Genomic DNA, 20,311 nt, shown 5'->3' with positions numbered 1-20,311 from the left:
GGAGGGGGATGTTTGAATGACGGAGGGGGATTAGGTCTCTGCGTTGCCCTCAAACAATACCCGCAACGTCAGGCCGTAGCCCTTGCCCGTCAGCCCTCCTAAGCTTTCTTTGAGCTGTCCCCGCCACGGCGGGCCACCGACAGGCAGGTCGCCGGGGTTGGGTGCTAAGCCCATGCCGTTGGCGAGGGCCGCAATGGTCAGAACCTCTGGGTCGCGCTTGAGGTACCAATCGCCGTCGTCGCTCATGCCGACAAATTCGTGCATGCGTAAAGCTTCTAAGGACTGCGCCAAAATGTCTTCGCGTTTGGGGTTGGCGGTGGGGTGGATGATTTTGTCTTCGCCCCGGCCCTTGCGCCACAAACGCTCAATACTCACCAGTGCCGCGTCCAATTTGCGTGCGGGCGGCAGCGCGTCGAAGGTTTCTGCCGCGTGCGCCCGGCCCCATTCGTTGAGGCTCGCCGCCACCACCGCGCCGATGAGCACCAAAGCCCAGCTCAAATACATCCAGATCAAAAAGATCGGTATGGTCGCCAGCGCACCGTAGATGGTTTGGTACGCCGGAAAAGCCGCAAAATACAGGGCGAAAACTTGGCGCAAGATGCCAAACAACAGCCCCGCGCTTATCCCGCCAATCAACGCATGGACCAGGCGCACCGGACGGTACGGTACGATCAGATAGAACATGGAAAACGCAAAAATGCCCATGACCGATGGCAGCAGGCTGGTCATAAACCCGCCAATGCCGGGGATCGCGTCAACCCCTGTCCATTCTGTCAGAGAATACAAATAGGTTCTCAGCGACAACGAGCCCCCCAACAAAAGCGGGCCCAACGTAATCACCGCCCAAAACATCAACATGCGCGGCAAAAACGGGCGCTTGGCTTTGACTTGGAAAATGGTGTTGAGCGCCCCTTCGATGGTGTTGAGCAACATAATCGCCGTCACCGCCAACGCCACGATGCCCACCGCTGTCAGGCTCTGAGTCTGGGTAATGAATTGATCGAAATAGGCCTCGGCATTCGCCACCGAGTCCGGCAAAAAGTTCTTAAATACCAAAGACTTTATCTGGTCTTGAATGTCGTCAAAAACCGGAAAAGCCTTTAAAATCGCAAACGCGATGGCCCCCAATGGCACCAACGCCAAGAGCGAGGTATAGCTCAGCGCCGCCGCGATGCGCATCCCCCCTTCGCGGCCGAACCGGGTCACCACCAGACGCATAAAAGCGAGGAATTCCAAAACGAAAGGCGAATGCTTAAGCCCCTCTTGGGCGGGAGGAACGGGTGCATTTTGATCCATGGTGACAACAATACTCTGTTAACTCGATTAAGGCATGATACACACAACTGAATAATTTGGGAAAAGTCCTGAAAAATCGCGTTTCTCGCTCTTTTCTTCGAGACGGTGTTTCGTGTAGGATGCGCCCAATCCTGACCACTTGATAAGGAATCTAAATACTATGACCGCTCCCGCTGCGTTGATGGCTGGAAAAAAAGGCATCGTCATGGGTGTCGCCAACAATCGCTCCATCGCTTGGGGTATTGTCCAACAGCTTCATGCCCACGGTGCCGAGATCGGCTTCACCTACCAAGGCGATGCGTTGAAAAAGCGCGTCGAACCGCTTGCTGCCGAAGTTGGTTCCGATTTCTTGGTGGAATGCGATGTAACGGACATGTCCTCCATCGACAAAGTGTTCGAGGACGTGAAAGAACGCTGGGGCTCCATTGACTTTGTGGTGCATGCGATTGCCTACTCCGACAAAGAAGAGCTTAAAGGCAAATACGTCGACACCACCCGCGAAAACTTCCAAAAAACCATGGACATTTCCGTCTACTCGTTCACCGCCGTGTGCCAAAAAGCCGCGCCGTTGTTGAACGAAGGTGGATCGCTGTTGACGCTGACCTACTACGGTGCCGAAAAAGTCATTCCACACTACAACGTCATGGGGGTGGCCAAAGCCGCCCTGGAAGCCAGCGTGCGCTATTTGGCCGAAGATCTGGGCCGCGAAGGCGTGCGCGTCAACGCCATGTCCGCAGGTCCTATGAAGACCTTGGCCGCCAGCGGCATCGGCGATTTCCGCTATATCTTGAAGTGGAACGAGCTGAACTCCCCGCTGCGTCGCAACACCACGTTGGAAGACGTCGGCGGTGCTGGGCTCTACCTGCTGTCGCCACTTTCCAGCGGCGTCACCGGCGAAGTGCACTATGTGGACAGCGGCTACAATACCGTCGGCATGAAAGCCGTCGACGCACCCGACATTTCGACAGTCTAGACCTTTTCGGATTGGAAAACCTATGAAGCGTTTGAAGCAACCTCTCTCAGCCCCTATGGGGCTTCGAAGAGGTCCTCTCAAACCTAACCAATCCGTAACCGGATTGGAGGTTTAAGGGATGGCAGGCAACACGTTCGGCGACTTGTTTCGCCTCACCACGTTTGGGGAATCCCACGGGCTGGCCATTGGTGGCGTCATTGACGGCTGCCCGCCGGGCATCAAGCTGTCCGAAGCCGACATCCAGCCGTTTTTGGACAAACGCCGCCCGGGCCAATCCAAGTACACCACCCAGCGCCAAGAGGCCGATCAGGTGAAAATTCTGTCCGGTGTGTTCGAAGGCAAAACCACGGGCACGCCCATTGGCTTGTTGATCGAAAACACCGATCAGCGTTCCAAGGACTATGGCGACATCAAAAACAAGTTTCGCCCTGGCCACGCCGACTACACCTACTTTTCCAAGTACGGCACGCGCGACTATCGTGGCGGTGGGCGTTCCAGTGCACGCGAAACGGCAGTCCGTGTCGCGGGCGGTGCCATTGCATACAAAGTCTTGCAATCGATCCTGGGCAAGTCTGCGAAAATCCGTGGGGCCCTGGTGCAAATCGGCCCCATTGACATTGATTACCGCCGCTGGTCCTGGGCGCAAATCAACAAAAACCCGTTTTTCTGCCCCGATGCCAAAACCGTGAAGGTTTGGGAAGACTATCTGGCGGGCATTCGCAAAGACGGCTCGTCCGTCGGTGCTGTGGTTGAAATCCAAGCCGCAGGCATTCCGGTTGGGTTGGGCGAACCTATTTTCGACCGCATCGACGCGGATATCGCCAAAGCCCTCATGTCCATCCCCGCCGTTAAAGGTGTTGAGATCGGCGAAGGCTTTGGCGCGGCCAGCTTAACGGGTGAAGAAAACGCCGACGAAATCCGTCGCGGCCAAGACGGCCAGCCGGAATTCCTCGCCAACCATGCGGGCGGCACACTGGGCGGTATCACGTCCGGCCAAGAAATCATCGCGCGTTTTGCGGTCAAACCCACCAGCTCCATCTTGACGCCGCGCAAAACCGTGACAACGAAGATGAAGAATGCCGACATCGTCACCAAAGGCCGCCACGACCCCTGTGTGGGCATCCGTGCCGTTCCCGTGGGTGAAGCGATGATGGCCCTAACCCTTGCCGACCATTTACTTAGGCATCGCGCCCAAAACGGTTAATCATGCGCACTCAAATTCGCGACTGGGTCGAAAGCTCCAAAGTTCAAAACTTCATCATCGGCGTGATCGTCATCAACGCCATTACGTTGGGCATGGAAACGTCCACAACGATGATGGACGCCATGGGCGGCGTTCTGCATGCGCTGGATAAAACCGCACTGGGCATTTTCGTCATTGAAATCGCCCTCAAGCTCTATGGCCGTGGTTTCGGCTTTTTCAAAAGCGGCTGGAACATCTTTGACTTCGTCATCGTCGGCATCGCCTTGATGCCCGCCAGCGGTGCGCTCTCGGTGCTGCGCTCACTCCGTATCTTGCGCGCCCTGCGCTTGATGTCCATGGTGCCACAGATGCGCAAGGTTATTCAGGCGCTGATCTCCGCCATTCCGGGGATGTTGTCCATTGTCGGTCTCATCGGTTTGATCTTCTATGTCGCCGCCGTGCTGTCCACCAAGCTCTACGGCGCCACGTTCCCCGACTGGTTTGGCTCCATCGGGGGCTCCATGTACACGCTGTTCCAGATCATGACGCTGGAAAGCTGGTCCATGGGCATTGTGCGCCCGGTGATGGAGGTCCATCCCACCGCCTGGATTTTCTTCGTGCCGTTCATTTTGGTCACCAGCTTCGCCGTCATCAACCTGTTCATCGGTGTCATCGTCGACGCCATGCAAACCCAGCACCAAGACGAAGTGGTGGAGATCGAACAGCACATCGATGAAGACGTGCAAGCCCTGACCCAGGAAATATCGGCGCTACGCACAGAAATTGCCGAGCTGAAAACCAGCCTGACCCGCGATTAAGTCCCCCGGCTATTGTACACAAGAGCTGCGCCAGAACCCCTTGTGCGGTGCAATATTTCCTTGAAATTATTTTTCAAAACGATTCAAGACTAGGGCCACAAACAAGACTAACCCACTGTTATTATTTGTTTCCGCCCCTTATACTACACTACTTTTTTGCCTATCCATACTTATTGACATTCTTTTGTGGAGATTATATGTTATTTACATCCTGAAGACATTGAGAAGATCAGTGGCAACAGAAACAACAACTCCCGCGAATTCAGACATGAGTTCGAAAGAAATTGGAAAAAACATCATGACGTCACAAGTGTTGCGAATTGAAGATGCGACCGAATTGGTGGAGCACAGCCCCACCGACGTCCACGAACAGCTCAAAGCCGGCGCTGCCGTTTTGGTCGACGTTCGTGAGGTCAGCGAATACGAGAACGAGCGCATTCCGGGCGCGTTCTTGATGCCGCTGTCCTTTTTTGACGCGGATCGCTTCCCCAACATTCCGAATACGCGTGTGATCTTGATGTGTGCCGTCGGCAAACGTTCCGCGGCAGCAGCAAAGCAGCTTATGAAGGCTGGTGTACGTGTCACCCACCACATGACGGGTGGCCTCACCGGCTGGAAAGAAACGGGCTTGGCAACGGATAAGGATTAAGTTTGGTCGCGTAATCTACACCCCGCATAACCGGCCCGTTTGAGCCGCTCAGGACGTTCAGCGCACCCCCCTCGCGCATGCCTTCGAATAGCCTGAGCGGCTCATTTTATTTTGTTTCGCTTCAAATAATACAAAACCTATGGCTTTAATTTAGACGACACGCTCCATCACCCCTTGCCAGAATCGTTAGCAGCTGACTAGTATTGCTAGTCACTTTACCAGTTATGGTTTGCAGGATAATTGAGCAATGAGCACCTTTTACACTGAAATACCAATAATTCCGTCCAAAACGAGTGCTGATTTCATGCAACTCGGAATTGAATGGATTTCAGGCATGCGCGATAGCACCATTTTATCCTCAAACCAAAACATCACGGATAGTGATGATGTGTTTCTTCGAAATGATCACGAAAGCCTGAAAGCATCTCGCGTCTTAAAGGAGGATAGTGAGCTCTTTGGTCTTCAGCACATCAAACACGATGATGAAAATCGTATTTGGACGTCTGAATTTGTCACGAATAAACAAGAAGATTCTATTTGGCTTTCCGTCAAAGTCAAATGCGATTCTACTGTCGCAACCTCCAAATTACCTATTCCAAAAAAACCTTACTTCGTCAAAATGGTCATGAAAGAGGACTGGGGAGGAATGGACGGGATCGTACAAGCGCAAGACCTGCCCCATCATTTAGAAGAAACACATATTGAACTGGCTACGAGCCTTATCACGCGACAAGGTAAAAACCGTCTTCCAATCGTCTACATTAGTGCAGACAATAACAATGAATATGCAGTTAAACCTATATCACTCGCATTTATGCTCGGTGGGCTTGCTCATGTCATCGTCGAACCATCCAGGTCATTTTCAATTTCGTTGGCTACGAAAACTGCGCGAAAAAATGCATATGGTGGTTCCATTGGTGTCTATTGGCCTGATGATGGCCGAAAAAAATCTTATTACCTAGGAGGCGATCACAACAACGAACACGACATCACCAATGCTATTCTACGTGATATCGTTTTTTCATTGTCGAACAAACGAGCGCAGACGCGAGTCACTTGGCAGCACCTTAGGGAACAAATTGCCCAACAGGCGATACAAAACCTGAAAAAAAATGAATCCACCGAACTGTCTGAATATATCAAACAATTTGATGATGAAATTCGCTCTAAAGATGAACTGCTCGCAATTTCTGAGCAGGAAATTGAACGTCTACAAGGCGAACTCTCAATAGCTATTGAGAGCCAGAACGCAGACACAGGCGCTATACTTCAGCCCGGGGTAGAACAAGACCTGTTTTTAAAAGAGCGCAGAGAGATTGTTGTCTGGGCCCTAGAAAAAGCTCTCACGGCTACGAACGATAGCTCAAGACGCCAGCATATCATTCAAGACCTTATTGAAGAGAACCGTACCGAGAGAGAATCTGAACGAATTAAAAAAGAACTGAAGAAAATACTGCCATCTTATAAAGGGATGAATGCAAAACTGCGATCTTCCCTTGCAGATTTAGGGTTTGACATCAGTACTGATGGTAAGCACTGCAAAGCAATTTTTGGGAATGACACTCGTTATCAATTTACTTTCCCCAAAACCCCCAGCGACAACCGCACGGGCAAAAACATGGTTAGCGATATCAATAAGAAACTATTCTTGTAACCATTGCTTTCCGCCCACCAATCAAAAACTCAACATTCCCCTCTGGCCCTTTAATCGGGCTTTCGGTGATGCCGAGGACGGACCAGCCGTCTAGGGTGTTGAGCCACGCTTCGATGCGGTCACAGACTTCTTGGTGGAGTTCCGGTTCGCGCACCACGCCGCCTTTGCCGACGCGGCCTTTGCCGACTTCGAATTGGGGTTTGATCAGGGCAATCACATGACCACCCGGCTTCACCAGGTTAAGCGCTGCAGGCAGCACGGTTTCCAAACCAATGAACGACGCGTCGCACACCACCATGTCGATGGGGTCGGGGATGTCTTCGGCGGTGAGGTGGCGGGCGTTGGTTTTTTCCATGACCACCACGCGCTCGTCACTGCGCAGTTTCCAGGCCAGCTGCCCTTGGCCCACATCCACGGCGTAGACTTTGTTGGCACCGTTGGTGAGCAGCACATCCGTAAAGCCACCCGTACTGGCCCCCACGTCGATACAAGTGAAGCCCGTCGGATCAATGTTGAAATGGGCCAAGCCCTTTTCCAGCTTCAACCCGCCACGCGACACCCACGGGTGGTCTTGGCCTTTAATCTCTATGGGGATGTCGTCTTTGACCTGTTGGCCCGCTTTGTCGAGACGCTTGGTGTCGGAATAAACATTGCCCGCCATGATCAAGGCCTGGGCGCGGGTGCGGCTTTCAACCAGGCCGCGCTCCACCAGCAATTGGTCGAGGCGCAGTTTTCCCGGCTTGCTCATGGGGTTTAGGCCCGCTCGGACAAGACCGAGGCATCCATGTCCAGCGCTGACATGGCGCTTGCGGCGATGTCGGTGGCCGTCAAGCCCGCTTGCGCCAACTGGGCGTCTTGGCTGTCGTGTTCGATGTAGGCGTCGGGCAAAGTGAGTGTGCGCACTTTGAGCCCATGGTCCAAAAGCCCTTGCCCAGACAGGTATTGCAACACCGCAGAACTGAAGCCGCCTTGGCTGCCTTCTTCCACCGTGATCAAGACATCGTGGGTGGTGGCGAGCCTGCGCACCAACGCTTCGTCCAAGGGCTTCAAGAATCGCGCATCCGCAACCGTTGTGCTGAGCCCTTGGGCGGCCAGCAGTTCTGCCGCCTCTTCCGCCGCTTTCAGGCGCGTACCGATGGTAAGCAACGCCACGGTCGTGCCTTCGCGCACGATGCGGCCTTTGCCGATCTCCAACACTTCGCCTTGTTCGGGCATCTCAACGCCGATGCCTTCGCCGCGCGGATAACGCACCACGCTTGGCGCATCGTCAATCGCTGCCGCCGTGGCGGTCATGTGCTTGAGTTCCGCTTCGTCAGCCGGCGCCATCACCACCAAGCCCGGAACACAGTTCAGGTAAGACAGATCATACACCCCGTGGTGTGTGGCACCGTCGGCACCGACCAAACCAGCGCGGTCCAGCACGAACCGCACGGGCAAGCTTTGCAGGGCCACATCATGGATCAGTTGATCATAGGCGCGTTGCATAAACGTGGAATAGATCGCCACAAACGGTTTGTAGCCTTGCGTCGCCAAACCTGCGGCAAACGTCACGGCGTGTTGTTCGGCGATGCCGACGTCGAAAAAGCGGTCTTCGAAGTTTTCGGCAAACGCATCCAGCCCCGTGCCGGTTGGCATGGCGGCGGTGATGGCGCAGACTTTTTTGTCCTGTTCGCCAATGCGCACCAATTCTTCGGAGAAGACCTTTGTGTAGCTGGGGGCGTTGGATTTGGCTTTGACCAGTTTGCCCGTGACCAGGTCGAACTTGCCCACACCGTGATACTTGTCGGACGACTGCTCGGCGGGCTCGTAGCCGAAACCTTTTTCGGTTTTAACGTGCAACAACACAGGGCCTTTGCCTTCGTCGTCGCGGATGTTGGTCAAAACCGGAAGCAAGTGTTCCAGATTGTGGCCGTCAATGGGGCCGACATAATAGATGCCCATTTCTTCGAACATGGTGCCGCCCGTGACCAGAGTGCGCGAAAATTCTTCGGCGCGCCGGGCTGTGTCTTCCAACATTTTCGGCAGTTTCTTGGTCAGCTGCTTGGCGAAATCGCGCGCAGTTCGATAGGTCTTGGACGTGGCCAAGCGCGACAGATACGCACTCAACCCGCCCACGGGGGCGGCGATGGACATATCGTTGTCGTTCAAAATGATGATCATGCGCGAGTTATGCGAGCCCGCGTGGTTCAAAGCTTCAAACACCATGCCCGCGCTCATGGCACCGTCGCCGATGACAGAGATGATGTTGTTGTCACCCCCTTCAAGGTCGCGCGCCACCGCCATGCCGAGCCCTGCCGAGATTGAGGTCGAGCTGTGCCCCGCCCCAAACGGGTCGTATTCACTTTCCCCCCGGTTGGTGAAGCCCGACAGGCCGCCGCCTTGGCGCAGGGTCGACATGCGATCGCGTCGCCCGGTCAAAATCTTGTGCGGGTAACATTGGTGACCGACGTCGAAAATGATTTTGTCTTGAGGCGCATTGAACACGTGATGCAGCGCCACGGTCAATTCAACCACGCCTAAGCTGGAGCCCAAGTGACCACCCGTGATGGAGACCGAACGAACGGTGTCCGCACGCAACTCGTCGCTCAATTGCTTAAGCTCTTCCAAGCTCATCTCATTGAGATCGAGCGGGCTTTCAACCCGGTCGAGCAACGGGGTCTTCCCGGCGGTGATGACGTCTTTAGCGGACATATGGCTACTCTGCTGTTCTTTCAGGCCTTAGGATACGCGATTTACCACAAAATGCGCCATATCCCTAAGAGGATCGGCTTTATCCCCGAAAGTTTCGAGATGTTCAATAGCCTGATCGCGCAGCAATTGGGCTTGTTCGCGGGCATTTTCAAGGCCCAACAAGGAAACGAAAGTCGCTTTGCCTTGTTCTTCGTCTTTTCCGGTGCGCTTGCCCAGGTCTTGCTCAGTCCCGGTAACATCCAGTAAATCATCAACAATTTGGAACGCGAGGCCCAAATCATGGGCGTAACCGTGAAGCTTGCCCAGGGCACTTTCCGAAGCTTTGCCCAAAATCGCGCCGCCGATGCACGCAAAATTGATCAAGGCCCCGGTTTTCATGCGTTGCAGGCGTGCAATCTCGCTCATATCCAGTTCATGCTGATGCGCCACCAGATCGAGCATTTGCCCGCCGACCATGCCAAAAGCCCCGGCAGCCTTGGACAGCTCATTGACCAAGGCAATGCGCACGTTGGCGTCTTGGTGGGTGCCTTCTTCGCTCAAAATCTCAAAGGCGCGGGTCAGCAGGGCATCGCCCGCCAATATCGCGGTCGCTTCGTCATATTGGATGTGACACGTCGGCTGGCCCCGACGCAAATCGTCGTCATCCATAGCCGGAAGGTCATCGTGGATCAAAGAATAACAATGCACCATTTCAATGGCGGCGGCGGCGCGCAGCGCACATTTGGGATCGACATTGAACAGCTGCGCCGTATTCAGCGTCAGATAAGGCCGCGCGCGCTTGCCCCCCATCAACGCGGAATAACGCACCGCTTCCATCAGCACGCCTTCGGGGCCCTCGTCCTTGGGCAACAGCGTGTCCATGGCGCGGGTGGTGAATTCCGCGTCGTCTTCAAGACGTTGCCTAAAGGCTATTTCGTCGAATTGATAAGACAACTCAGTCGAACTCCGCCGCTTCTACGCCTTCGGCGCCGCTGGGACCGGGGAGAATTTTTTCAATTCTTGCCTCAGCCTCTTTCAGCTTGGTTTCGCAATGACGTTTCAACAGCGTTCCGCGTTCAAAAGCCTTAATCGCCCCTTCCAACTCACCGCGACCGTCTTCGATCTCGCGCACGATGTCTTCCAGCTCAGCCAATGCATCTTCAAAGCTGAGTTTTTGGATATCTTTGGGGATTTGGGTTTCTTTTGCCGCGTCGGCCATCTTGTCCGCCTTTTTGTGTGGATATTTAAGGCGGACTCTAGGATGCCTACAGATGACTCGCAACCCTTTAAGCGCGCCTTTAAGCGCTCATCAACCCCTTCACATGGACCGCCACAGAACCGGCTAGGGCGTCGAGGTCATATCCGCCCTCCAACACCGAAATCAAGCGTCCTTGGGCCGTTTCAGAGGCGATTGCGAGCAATTCATCGGTAATCCAGGCATAATCCGCCCCCGAAAAGTTCAAATTCGCCAGCGGATCGGCCTGATGGGCATCGAATCCGGCGGAAATCATCAACAGGTCGGGGGAAAAGTCCTTCAATGCGGGGCGAATGAAGCCGAACGCGTCTTTTAAATCCTCTCCCCCGCTTCCGGGCGGCAGGGGTGCATTGAGAACATTGCCATGCATGCCGCGTTCGCGCTCCGCCCCCGTACCGGGATAAGCGGGCGATTGATGGGTGGAGACGAAAAACAGGTTCTCGTGCGCCCAAAAGGCCTGCTGCGTGCCGTTGCCGTGGTGCACGTCGAAATCCATAACGGCGACGCGTTCGATGCCGTCCAGCTCCAAAGCATGAAACGCGCCGATGGCAATGTTGTTGAACAGGCAAAAGCCCATGGCGTGATCACGTTCCGCATGGTGCCCCGGTGGACGCAAGGCGCAAAAGGCATTGTCTGGCGCACCGTTAACCACCTGATCCACGGCGAAACAAACCCCACCAACAGCGTGGAGCGCTGCATCGCCGGAACCGGGCGACAGAATGGTGTCGGCGTCCAGTTGGGCATAGCCTTCGTCAGGCACGGCGCTAAAAACCTCTTGGATATAGTCTTCATCGTGCACGCGTTTGATGTCCCAGACGGAACCACGCGGCGCGTCTTGGCGGATCAAGGCCTCAAACTCCGGTGCGGCCAAGGCCTTTTGGATCGCGACAATGCGCTCAATGCGTTCCGGATGGCCGGGGGATGTGTCGTGTTCCAATGAACTTGGGTGAGTAACCAGTAGCGTCGTCATAACGAATCCCTAAATACAAAGCTCATGAGATTGTCCCAGTAACATATAGATACAATTCCAAACTTGACCGGATAGACCTGAGGCCCTTACATGAATAACATGTTTCGGGGGCAATGAGAGAGAATGAAAATGGGTTTGCGTGCATTCACCAAAACCGCCGTATTGGGGGCATTGACGGCAGCTGTCTTAAGCGCAGCCTTTCCCGTTCATGCAAAAGACGCCAAGGCCGCTTTGGTGGGCTTGGATGACGTTATCCAGCACCAAACCCGTCAGACCTTTTTGGTCATTGGGCGTTTGGTGCCGCAGCGTTCCGGCGTGGTGTCCGTTCTCACCAAAGGCCCCATTGCACAAATGAACGTGCGGGTTGGCGACCGTGTTGAGGCCGGAGACGTGATGGCGCGGCTGACCACCGACAGTTTGAGCTGGGCGGAAAAACTGCGCGAAGCTGAAATGGAAAGCGCCAAAGCGCAAATGGTTTTGCGCAAACGTGAATTGCAGCGCCTCAGCAACTTAAAAAAGTCCGCAGCCTTCAGCGCCGCGCGGTTTGAGGATGCTCAACAAGAACTGTCCAAGGCCGAAAGCGACGCGGCCCGTGCGCAGGCCAGTTTGAACATCGCCAAAATCGATCTCTATAACGCTGAAATTCGCGCACCGTATCCCGGTGTCGTGTCCGTCATTCACACTGAAATCGGCACGTACCTCAACATCGGCTCGCCCGTGGTGACTTTGGTCGATGACACCCATATGGAAATCGAAGCCGACGTCCCCGCTGATCGCACACCAGGATTAAGCGCGGACACGCCCGTGACCTTTTCCATCAACGGACAAAGCGATTTGGCCGCCACGGTGCGCGCCGTGGTGCCCAGCGAAAACCCGCTGACCCGGACCCGCACCGTGCGCTTTACGCCGGGCGACGACATGTTGGAAATGGGTGTCGCCGCCAACCAAACGGTAAACCTGCAAATCCCGGCTGGTCCCGCGCGTGAAGTCGTCAGCGTGCACAAAGACGCGGTGCTGACCAAATCGGGCAAGCGCGTGGTGTTCATCGTCGAAGACGGCAAAGCCAACGTTCGCCCAGTCGGGCTAGGCGAAGCCGTCGGCACGCGCTTTATCGTAAAAAGTGGTCTTAAACCCGGCGATCAAGTCGTGGTGCGCGGCAATGAACGCCTGCGTCCGGGGCAAGAGATTCAAGAGAACAACGGGACCAAAAACGGGACCAAAGCCCAATGAATCTGATCAAGACTTCCATCGACCGGCCCATCGCCATTGTCGCGGCTGTGATGATGGTGGTGATGTTTGGCCTCTTGGCGTTGGAGCTGATCCCCATTCAGCTGACACCCGACATCAACAAACCGGTGTTGACCGTGTCCACATCTTGGCCCGGCGCAGCCCCCGCCGAAGTCGAACGCGAAATTCTCAACCGCCAGGAAGAAGAACTGCGCGGACTGGAAGGTCTCGACAGCATGTTGGGCCGCGCCGAACAAGGCCGCGCCCGCGTGACGTTGGAATTCAACATTGGTCAAGACATGGACAAGGCCTTGTTGCTGGTGTCCAACCGCTTGGACCGTATTGACGGCTACCCCAGTGAAGTGGACAAACCGACGTTGTCGACGCGCGGCAGCGAAGACACCCCCATCGCATGGTTCACGTTGACACATACCAACGACAACACGACGCCTATTCACACCTACGGCGACTATGTCGAAGACGTGATCCAAGATCGTTTGGAGCGTGTCCCCGGTGTCGCCGGTATGAACGTCTATGGCGGTACATCGCGCGAAATGCGCATCACGGTCGATCCGGTGCGCTTGTCCAACTTCGGCCTCACGGTCCCCCAAGTGGTCAACGCCTTGCGTGCCGCAAATTCTTCCGCATCGGCAGGTGATGTGGAGGAAGGCAAACGGCGCTATGTCGTGCGCACCGAAGGTGAACTCACCACCATTGAACAAGTCGAATCTGTTGTAGTGCGGTCCATTCGCAATCCGCAAACGGGCGGGATGTCTCGTGTCACCGTAAAAGACTTGGGCGTTGTAACGTTCTCGCACAAAGACCCGACAGCCTTTATTCGCCGTTCCGGCAATCCGGCCATGGTTATGAATGTCGAACGCGAAACCGGTGCCAACGTGATCGAAATTATGGACGGCGTTCGCAAAGCCGTCACAGGGCTCAATGCAGGGCCGTTGCCGCGCGAAAATCTGGTGCTTACTCAAGTTTACGACGAAACCGTCTACATCCAATCCGCCATCGATTTGGTGCGCCAAAACATTTGGGTCGGTGGCACCTTGGCGGCGATCATATTGTTATTGTTTTTGCGCTCCGGCCCCGCAACGCTGATCATCTCCATCGCCATTCCCGTGTCCGTCATCGGCGCGTTCGTCGCCATGGCCGCCATGGGGCGGTCCATCAATGTGATTTCCCTGGCAGGCATCGCGTTCGCCGTGGGCATGGTGGTCGACGCCGCCATCGTTGTGTTGGAGAACATCTTTCGGCTGCGACAAGAAGGCCTCAGCGCCCGCGAAGCCGCTTACAAAGGGGCTTCACAAGTTTGGGGGGCGGTGTTGGTGTCGGCACTCACCACCGTTATGGTGTTCGCCCCAATCTTGATTATGCAACTGGAAGCCGGACAGCTGTTCCGTGACATTGCCGTTGCCATTTCCGTAGCCGTGGTGCTGTCTTTGATCGTTGCTGTATCCGTCATTCCGGCCCTGGGCAACAAGTTGCTCAAAGAAGTTCCCGTGCACAAGAAAGTCGGCGTTTTGCATACCGTCGATGTTTTGGCGCTGAAGTTCACCGATCTGATTTTGCGTTTCACCCGGCGCGTGGCCCACGATCGCCGCAATGCCTTAATGGTGGTTGTAACCTTGCTGGCTGTGGGCGGAACAACGACGTGGCTGATGATGCCGGACCGGGAATATCTGCCCACAGGCAACCGCAATTTGGTGTTTGGCTTTATCTTACCGCCGCCGGGCTACAACTTGGAAACGACGACCGAAGCGGCGCGCGAAATCGAAAATGCCGTGAAGCATTTGTGGGCTTCTGAAACGGGGCCTGAATCTGAGCCCGGCCAGCCGCCAAAAATCAAAGATTTCTTTTTTGTCGCCCGTCCCACCTTCACCTTGGTCGGCGCCCAAGCGGTCGAAGACAAACGCGTCGCGGAACTGATCCCCGTTTTGCGCAAGCCCGTGTTCAAAGAACCCGGCACGTTCGGCTTCATCCGCCAACCGTCCCTGTTTGGGCGCGGTGTCGGGGGCGGTCGCAATATTGAGCTCGATATTTCCGGCGGCGACTTGGAAGACGTTCTGGGCATCGCCCTGAAAGCAACAGGCCTGGTCAGCCAAGTCCTGCCCCGATCCGAAGGCCACCAACTGCGCCCGCGTCCAGGCTTGGAACTGGGCGCACCCGAAGTGCGCATCGTGCCGGATCCATTGCGCTTAGCCGACAATGGCGTCACCGCGCGTGACTTCAGCCAAACTGTGGACGCCTTCAACGATGGCCTCAGGGTGGCTGAAATCACAGTAGACGGCCAGCGCATCGACCTCACCCTTGCAGGACCCGATCACAAGATCACCGAAACCCAAGGCATCAACAGCTTGCCCGTTGTCACAGCGAACGGGACCATTGTGCCGGTAAGTTCTTTAGCCGATGTCATTGTGACCTCGGGGCCAACTGAAATCCGCCACATCGAGCGTGAACGCACCGTGACTTTGCAAATCAGTCCGTCCCAAAATGTGCCCTTGCAAAAGGCCATCGATCTGGTCAACGCCGAAGTCGTGGACAAATTGCGTGCAGACGGTCTGCCAGAAGGCGTGCGGCTCAACTTAGCCGGAACAGCCGATAAACTGTCCCAAACCTGGGATGCCATGACCATCGATTTGCTATTGGCCATCGCCATCGTTTATTTGGTCATGGCGGTGCTGTTCGAAAGCTTCTTGTATCCGTTCATCATCATCTTATCAGTGCCGTTGGCCACCGCAGGCGGCATGATCGGATTGTTCGTGGTCAATCTGTTCGTCAGCCAGTCTTTAGATATGCTGACCATGCTGGGCTTCATCATTTTGGTCGGCATTGTGGTCAACAACGCAATCTTGTTGGTCCACCAAACGCTCTACCACCGCCGCCATGACGACATGATTTTGGAAGACGCCATTGTCGCGGCGACACAAAACCGGATCCGCCCGATTTTCATGTCCACACTGACGTCCGTGTTCGGCATGTTGCCGCTGGTGGTATTCCCCGGCGCAGGCTCAGAGCTTTATCGCGGTTTAGGCTCGGTCGTGGTCGGCGGATTGACGTTTTCGGCGATTCTCACCCTGTTTATCATTCCACCCCTGTTGACGCTGATGGGGTGGTTCTTGGAAAAAGGCGTAAAAAATCGGCCTAACCTTCAAGAAACAGTGTGAAAAACCCCTACCTAAGAGCCATTCCACACTGGAAGCATTCATAAAAATGACAAAAATTCTGGTAGCAATTGCCTGATGTCGTTAGTATATCAGTTTATTAGGATACAAACATAAACCTGCGTTGCGACCATCGGGAAGTTAGACTTCCGTTTTCTAAAAAAATGCAGGATTGTGCCTGAAACTGAACGTTTCGAGGGGAATCAACCTGCACCGTTTACCCGGCGGTGCAACCGTGTCAGAGCGGTTCGATCATGGGGGAAACACATGTCCGTAGTCAGTGAACGACTAGAAACCATACAAAGCAATGCCTTGCGAGCCAGCACGCTGCTCAAGGCCATGAGCAACCAGCACCGTTTAATGATCTTGTGCCAATTGGTACCGGGTGAAAAATGTGTGAGCGACTTGGAAGATATCATTGGCCTTAGCCAATCGGCCTTGTCCCAACATTTGGCGCGGCTCCGTCGCGATTCTTTAGTCAAAACCCGCCGTGAAGCTCAAACGATTTATTATTCACTCAGCGGTGACGAAGCCAGCGCGGTTATTGAAACCCTGTATTCCCTATATTGTGGGGCCGACGCGCAGTTGACCATCAATGATGAGGTCAAAGCCGTCTAGTCTTCCACATGAATTTTAAAAAAGCCCCGCCAGATTTTGTGGCGCGGGCTTTTTTTCGTGTGTGGGGCATACGCATACACAACGATGAATGGCTTTAAAACACTTTGCCTATCCCCTAATGTGGGTGCACTCTTGCATTGATCCTTTAAGGTGTTTCGCCATTCCTTCCCGTCTGTTTCACACGCTTGTTTTGTTGCCGGCTTTTGCGGTGTTCACCGTTCTGTGGACCATCGTGCTGTCTGGCGTGGGGGCACCGTGGGACCCCAGCACCATCAAAAACCCAGATGCCATGGTCCGCCTAGAACGCGTCCGCCAACTGATGGACGGCGAAGGATGGTTCAATCAAATTTTGGCCCGCGTCGGCACCATGGATCACCTGGAATTGCACTGGACCCGCCCCGTTGATGTTGTCCTTGCCGGGGCGGCTTGGGGGGCGCAACACTTTACCGATGCCACAACGGCACTCATCGCCAGCGGCGTTCTGATCAGTTTCCCCATGGGGCTGCTCTGCCTGATTTTAGCATCCCGGTTACCAACACTTTTGGATGAACGCCACCCTTTATCCCTGGGGATCGGCGCTCTTTTCATCGCTTTATCCCCGCATTTTTTTCTGCTGTTTGCCGCACCCTCATGGCCCGATCATCATGGCTTCATGATCGTGTTGTTTCTGGCCGCGCTGATTTCTGGACACCGCATGCTGACAACTCCAAAGCCTTTCAGGTGGGCGTGGGCATTGGGGCTCGCACAAGCTCTTGCCATTTGGATCAGCCCGGAAAGTCTTTTGGCCGTTGCGGCTCTCAACATCGGGGCCGGCTTGCTCTGGATGTTCAATCTAAACGCTGAAGTTGCCCTGAGAATGCGCACGGCAAACATGATTTTGTCGGGCGGAATCATTTGTGCCATAGCCGTGGAATATGGCCCCAACCTGCCAGGTGTAGAACTCGACAGGCTATCATTTTTCAGCTTAGCGATTGGCACAATCCTCTGGGCCATGTGGTCAGTTTTTGCCGTCTTTCAAAACCACTTTTCCACATCGTTCCGACGCTTTGGGCTCGCTTGTGCAACGACAACAGTTGGTATCGGCCTCATGTTGTTCTTAAACCCAAACGCTTTGGGCGGCCCCATGGGCGAAGCCGACACTTGGTTTGTGAAGGTTTGGACGGGCTTTTTCTCTGATGGTTTTTGGATGAGCCCCGACGGAGCGACATTGACGTATGTGGCGGCCCTGGCGTGCGCTTGGTTTTGGTCCAAACAAGAACTCAACTCCCCTGATAAAACCTGGGTAATTATCTATCTGCTCCCAACGTTCGTCGTTTTCGCAGCACTTTCCCTGTCTCACTCATCCAGGTGGGTTCCGTATGCCGAGCTTATTGCAATGGTGTTCATCATTGCCCTGTTCGCCCACCTTGCGCGCAAGATTTCACAAACCCCACCGAGCTTACTGCGCTATGCGTTTTCCAGCATCACGGCATTGAGTTTCGTTCTTCTCGCAAACATCAATATTTTAAGTTCCAGCCTGAAACAAAGCGATAAGACAAATGAAAAATCCGTCGTTAGCCAGCAGTGCGATCTCAACGGTCTTTTGGAGCGACTGAATGCTTTGTCGGACAGTCGTGGCCCTCAACGGGTTATGGGGTACGCCAACATCACACCTGCCATAGCTCTCCATACGCCACACCGGATACAAGCCATCCCCATTCACCCTGATGCCCGGGCCGTGCGCCATAGTGTGGATGTCTTCATCACCGAAACACAAGCGCCAAGAAACATTGATGCGGACTTGCTGATTATGTGCACCGTTGGGCACGAACGCGTTGCATTTGGCGAGCGTGAACAAGCCCTGTATTCGCGACTTATGCGCAGCGAACATGTTGATGGTATTGAGGAAATAAAACCTTCTCAAATCAAAGGTGACAAGCCGCCATATCACATTTTTGAGCTGGCAAAGCGCATTTCAAAGCCTCAAAAATTGCGGCCTTAATTCGCGACTTTCTTTTCAAGTTCCGCTTTTACGTGCTCAATGACGCTATCCCATTCCCAAAAATCGGGTTGGCGGAAAATACGGGTCTTGGGATACCAGGGGCTGTCCTCGCGATCGAACATCCAACGCCAATCTGGAACAAACGCGATCAACGCCCATGTTGGGATGCCCATTGCGCCCGCCAAGTGAACAACCGATGTATCAACGCTGATCAGCAGGTCCATCTGCGACAGCGCCCCCGCCGTTTGCGCGTAGTCCGTGAAGTGTGGCGAGAGATCAACAACATCCTCACCAATCTCGGCGAACTGGTCTTGCATGGCACCAACTTGGAAACTGTAGAGGGTGACACCTTCCACCTCACTCAAAGGTGCAAACATCTTTGGATCGATGGAGCGGTGTTTATCTCTTTTATGGTTCGGGTTACCGGCCCAAACCAAACCGACACGCAGGCCTGTTGTGCCAGACAGACGCTCCGCCCATTGTTCCTGAACATTTTGAGGCACTGAAATGTAGGGCTCGGCTTTGAGCTGGTCTTCGCTGTTCAAACCCAGCATCCAGGGCAAGTCCATAATGGAGGCATGCAAGTTGATTTGCAGTTCAGCCCCTTCGGTCGAGACCGTCTCCACACCTTCGGGTAAATCAATATCCAAGTCTGCAAAGGCCGGGGGGACTTCCAAGATTATTTTGCCGCCGCGTTTGGCGACGTCTGGAATAAACCGCAAAAACTGAAGAAAATCGCCATTGCCTTGTTCTGGATAAATGAACAAGGTTTGATCTTCGAAGGGCGAACCATCCCAGAGCGGACACGGATAATTGCGTCCATACAATGTTTTGGTCGTGCCGGCGCGCCGCCAAGAATAATGTTTCCAGCCGTCTTCCCATTCACCACGGGTGAGTTTCAAAACCCCAAGGTTCAAGTGACCATCGCCAAAATCATGTTTAATGCGGAGCGACTTGTTCAAGATTTCAATCGCTTCATCAAACTTGTTTTGATCCGCAAGCATACTGCTTAAGCTGCTATAGGGGACAGGATCTTCAGGGGCCATATTAATCGCCGTATTGAAGATCGTCACAGCTTCGTCAAAGCGTTCGAGCTCAATCAGGGCACAGCCCATGTTGTTCAGACCGTCCGCACATAACGGATCACAGGCAACAGCAGTGGCAAACTCAGAGATGGCTTCCTCAAAACGTTTTTCCAACAATAAATCCGCACCAAGGTTGTTGTGTCCTTCGGGGTTATCCGGATCGTTATCGATAAAGCGCTGATGCAGTTCGCCTGCCTTATCAAAACGCCCCATATCTTTGTAGTGCACGCCGCAATTGATCAGGGCTTTGGGGTGATTGGGGTCTCTGGCCAAGAGCTCTTCGTAATATTTGATCGCTTCCAGCGGCATTTCCAACTCTGCGTAGACCAAACCCAGGTTGAAGTACGCATCCAAAAACTCTGCGTTCATTGCCACGGATTTCAGCAGATACTCCGGCGCCTCCGTCAATCGCCCCAGCCCCCGCAAAACCAGCGCGTAGTTGGAAAGCGCTTCGGGGAAATTTGGAAAAGCCTCCATAGCTTTTGCAATTAACGCTTCGGCCTCGACAAAGTCTTCGCGCCCCATGGCAAGCGTGCCCAAAAGATGATTGGCATCTGGGCTATTGGGCTCGATTTCCAATATGCGGTGGTAGACGGACGCGGCTTCGTCGGCTTGACCGGACAATTGCAGTTCAAGCCCCTGGTTCACCATGGCTTGGATTTCAGCGCTTGGAGGAGAACCGGCAGCGTCTGGGTTGGGAAGAGGCTTTTGGGCCGATTTTTTGGCCAGCTTTTTTTGTTTACGACGTTCCGCCCTATTCAT

General features: G+C 54.4%; 16 protein-coding genes. 9 read left to right on the top strand and 7 right to left on the bottom strand.

All coding sequences use genetic code 11. The features are described 5' to 3' along the window. Window positions 1–30: 30 nt before the first annotated feature. A complete protein-coding gene (locus V5T82_RS17230) occupies window positions 31–1,296 on the bottom strand; it encodes a YihY family inner membrane protein (RefSeq protein ID WP_332896914.1) in 1,266 nt (421 codons plus the stop codon). Between the two features lie 160 nt (window positions 1,297–1,456). Between V5T82_RS17230 and fabI the strand changes: the two genes are divergently transcribed. From fabI to V5T82_RS17205, 5 genes are all read left to right on the top strand, one after another. After that, complete coding sequence (fabI, locus tag V5T82_RS17225; RefSeq protein ID WP_332896913.1) at window positions 1,457–2,269, top strand: enoyl-ACP reductase FabI; 813 nt, start codon at window positions 1,457–1,459, stop codon at window positions 2,267–2,269. Between the two features lie 118 nt (window positions 2,270–2,387). Further along, window positions 2,388–3,473 (top strand): chorismate synthase, encoded by a 1,086-nt coding sequence (gene aroC, locus V5T82_RS17220; protein ID WP_332896912.1) that lies wholly within the window; start codon window positions 2,388–2,390, stop codon window positions 3,471–3,473. A 2-nt stretch (window positions 3,474–3,475) separates the two neighbouring features. Beyond that, on the top strand, window positions 3,476–4,270 hold the full coding sequence (locus V5T82_RS17215) for an ion transporter (protein ID WP_332896911.1): 795 nt from the start codon (window positions 3,476–3,478) through the stop codon (window positions 4,268–4,270). A gap of 298 nt (window positions 4,271–4,568) precedes the next feature. Next, window positions 4,569–4,919: a rhodanese-like domain-containing protein gene (locus tag V5T82_RS17210; RefSeq protein ID WP_332896910.1), complete on the top strand. Its 351-nt coding sequence runs from the start codon at window positions 4,569–4,571 to the stop codon at window positions 4,917–4,919. A 247-nt stretch (window positions 4,920–5,166) separates the two neighbouring features. Beyond that, a complete protein-coding gene (locus V5T82_RS17205) occupies window positions 5,167–6,573 on the top strand; it encodes a hypothetical protein (protein WP_332896909.1) in 1,407 nt (468 codons plus the stop codon). Here the strand turns inward: V5T82_RS17205 and V5T82_RS17200 are convergent. The 5 genes from V5T82_RS17200 to V5T82_RS17180 form a co-directional block, all read right to left on the bottom strand. Further along, complete coding sequence (locus tag V5T82_RS17200; RefSeq protein WP_332896908.1) at window positions 6,551–7,321, bottom strand: TlyA family RNA methyltransferase; 771 nt, start codon at window positions 7,319–7,321, stop codon at window positions 6,551–6,553. The two genes, V5T82_RS17205 and V5T82_RS17200, sit on opposite strands and share 23 nt — an antisense overlap. 5 nt (window positions 7,322–7,326) lie before the next feature. Then, window positions 7,327–9,264: a 1-deoxy-D-xylulose-5-phosphate synthase gene (dxs, locus tag V5T82_RS17195; RefSeq protein ID WP_332896907.1), complete on the bottom strand. Its 1,938-nt coding sequence runs from the start codon at window positions 9,262–9,264 to the stop codon at window positions 7,327–7,329. Between the two features lie 27 nt (window positions 9,265–9,291). Further along, on the bottom strand, window positions 9,292–10,197 hold the full coding sequence (locus V5T82_RS17190; RefSeq protein ID WP_332896906.1) for a polyprenyl synthetase family protein: 906 nt from the start codon (window positions 10,195–10,197) through the stop codon (window positions 9,292–9,294). Window position 10,198: 1 nt separating this feature from the next. Beyond that, a complete protein-coding gene (locus V5T82_RS17185; RefSeq protein WP_332896905.1) occupies window positions 10,199–10,462 on the bottom strand; it encodes an exodeoxyribonuclease VII small subunit in 264 nt (87 codons plus the stop codon). 79 nt (window positions 10,463–10,541) lie between these two features. Then, window positions 10,542–11,468: a histone deacetylase family protein gene (locus tag V5T82_RS17180; protein ID WP_332896904.1), complete on the bottom strand. Its 927-nt coding sequence runs from the start codon at window positions 11,466–11,468 to the stop codon at window positions 10,542–10,544. A 129-nt stretch (window positions 11,469–11,597) separates the two neighbouring features. On the opposite strand from V5T82_RS17180, the gene V5T82_RS17175 reads away from it, so the two are divergent. From V5T82_RS17175 to V5T82_RS17160, 4 genes are all read left to right on the top strand, one after another. Next, entirely contained in the window at window positions 11,598–12,698 is a 1,101-nt protein-coding gene (locus tag V5T82_RS17175; RefSeq protein WP_332896903.1) for an efflux RND transporter periplasmic adaptor subunit, read from the top strand. Beyond that, entirely contained in the window at window positions 12,695–15,868 is a 3,174-nt protein-coding gene (locus V5T82_RS17170) for an efflux RND transporter permease subunit (RefSeq protein ID WP_332896902.1), read from the top strand. The genes V5T82_RS17175 and V5T82_RS17170 overlap by 4 nt, the downstream gene beginning before the upstream one ends. 264 nt (window positions 15,869–16,132) lie before the next feature. Further along, window positions 16,133–16,483: an ArsR/SmtB family transcription factor gene (locus tag V5T82_RS17165; RefSeq protein WP_332896901.1), complete on the top strand. Its 351-nt coding sequence runs from the start codon at window positions 16,133–16,135 to the stop codon at window positions 16,481–16,483. A gap of 208 nt (window positions 16,484–16,691) precedes the next feature. Next, entirely contained in the window at window positions 16,692–18,464 is a 1,773-nt protein-coding gene (locus V5T82_RS17160; RefSeq protein WP_332896900.1) for a hypothetical protein, read from the top strand. Here V5T82_RS17160 and V5T82_RS17155 read toward each other — a convergent pair. Beyond that, the gene (locus V5T82_RS17155; RefSeq protein WP_332896899.1) at window positions 18,461–20,311 is read right to left on the bottom strand and encodes a tetratricopeptide repeat protein; all 1,851 of its coding nucleotides are present in this window, start codon (window positions 20,309–20,311) and stop codon (window positions 18,461–18,463) included. The genes V5T82_RS17160 and V5T82_RS17155 overlap by 4 nt on opposite strands.

It is taken from the genome of Magnetovibrio sp. PR-2 (assembly GCF_036689815.1).
GTDB lineage: Bacteria > Pseudomonadota > Alphaproteobacteria > Rhodospirillales > Magnetovibrionaceae > Magnetovibrio.
Note: the sequence above shows the minus strand (reverse complement) of the source record. Positions and strands in the feature narration are given on the sequence as shown.

Excerpts from the sequence above, each read along its gene's own strand:
- V5T82_RS17205 (WP_332896909.1), top strand. The coding sequence starts at position 5,167 with ATGAGCACCTTTTACACTGAAATACCAATAATTCCGTCCAAAACGAGT.
- V5T82_RS17170 (WP_332896902.1), top strand. The coding sequence starts at position 12,695 with ATGAATCTGATCAAGACTTCCATCGACCGGCCCATCGCCATTGTCGCG.
- aroC (WP_332896912.1), top strand. The coding sequence starts at position 2,388 with ATGGCAGGCAACACGTTCGGCGACTTGTTTCGCCTCACCACGTTTGGG.
- V5T82_RS17165 (WP_332896901.1), top strand. The coding sequence starts at position 16,133 with ATGTCCGTAGTCAGTGAACGACTAGAAACCATACAAAGCAATGCCTTG.
- fabI (WP_332896913.1), top strand. The coding sequence starts at position 1,457 with ATGACCGCTCCCGCTGCGTTGATGGCTGGAAAAAAAGGCATCGTCATG.
- V5T82_RS17210 (WP_332896910.1), top strand. The coding sequence starts at position 4,569 with ATGACGTCACAAGTGTTGCGAATTGAAGATGCGACCGAATTGGTGGAG.
- V5T82_RS17200 (WP_332896908.1), bottom strand. The coding sequence starts at position 7,321 with ATGAGCAAGCCGGGAAAACTGCGCCTCGACCAATTGCTGGTGGAGCGC.
- V5T82_RS17185 (WP_332896905.1), bottom strand. The coding sequence starts at position 10,462 with ATGGCCGACGCGGCAAAAGAAACCCAAATCCCCAAAGATATCCAAAAA.
- V5T82_RS17215 (WP_332896911.1), top strand. The coding sequence starts at position 3,476 with ATGCGCACTCAAATTCGCGACTGGGTCGAAAGCTCCAAAGTTCAAAAC.
- V5T82_RS17230 (WP_332896914.1), bottom strand. The coding sequence starts at position 1,296 with ATGGATCAAAATGCACCCGTTCCTCCCGCCCAAGAGGGGCTTAAGCAT.
- V5T82_RS17155 (WP_332896899.1), bottom strand. The coding sequence starts at position 20,311 with ATGAATAGGGCGGAACGTCGTAAACAAAAAAAGCTGGCCAAAAAATCG.
- V5T82_RS17175 (WP_332896903.1), top strand. The coding sequence starts at position 11,598 with ATGGGTTTGCGTGCATTCACCAAAACCGCCGTATTGGGGGCATTGACG.
- V5T82_RS17180 (WP_332896904.1), bottom strand. The coding sequence starts at position 11,468 with ATGACGACGCTACTGGTTACTCACCCAAGTTCATTGGAACACGACACA.
- dxs (WP_332896907.1), bottom strand. The coding sequence starts at position 9,264 with ATGTCCGCTAAAGACGTCATCACCGCCGGGAAGACCCCGTTGCTCGAC.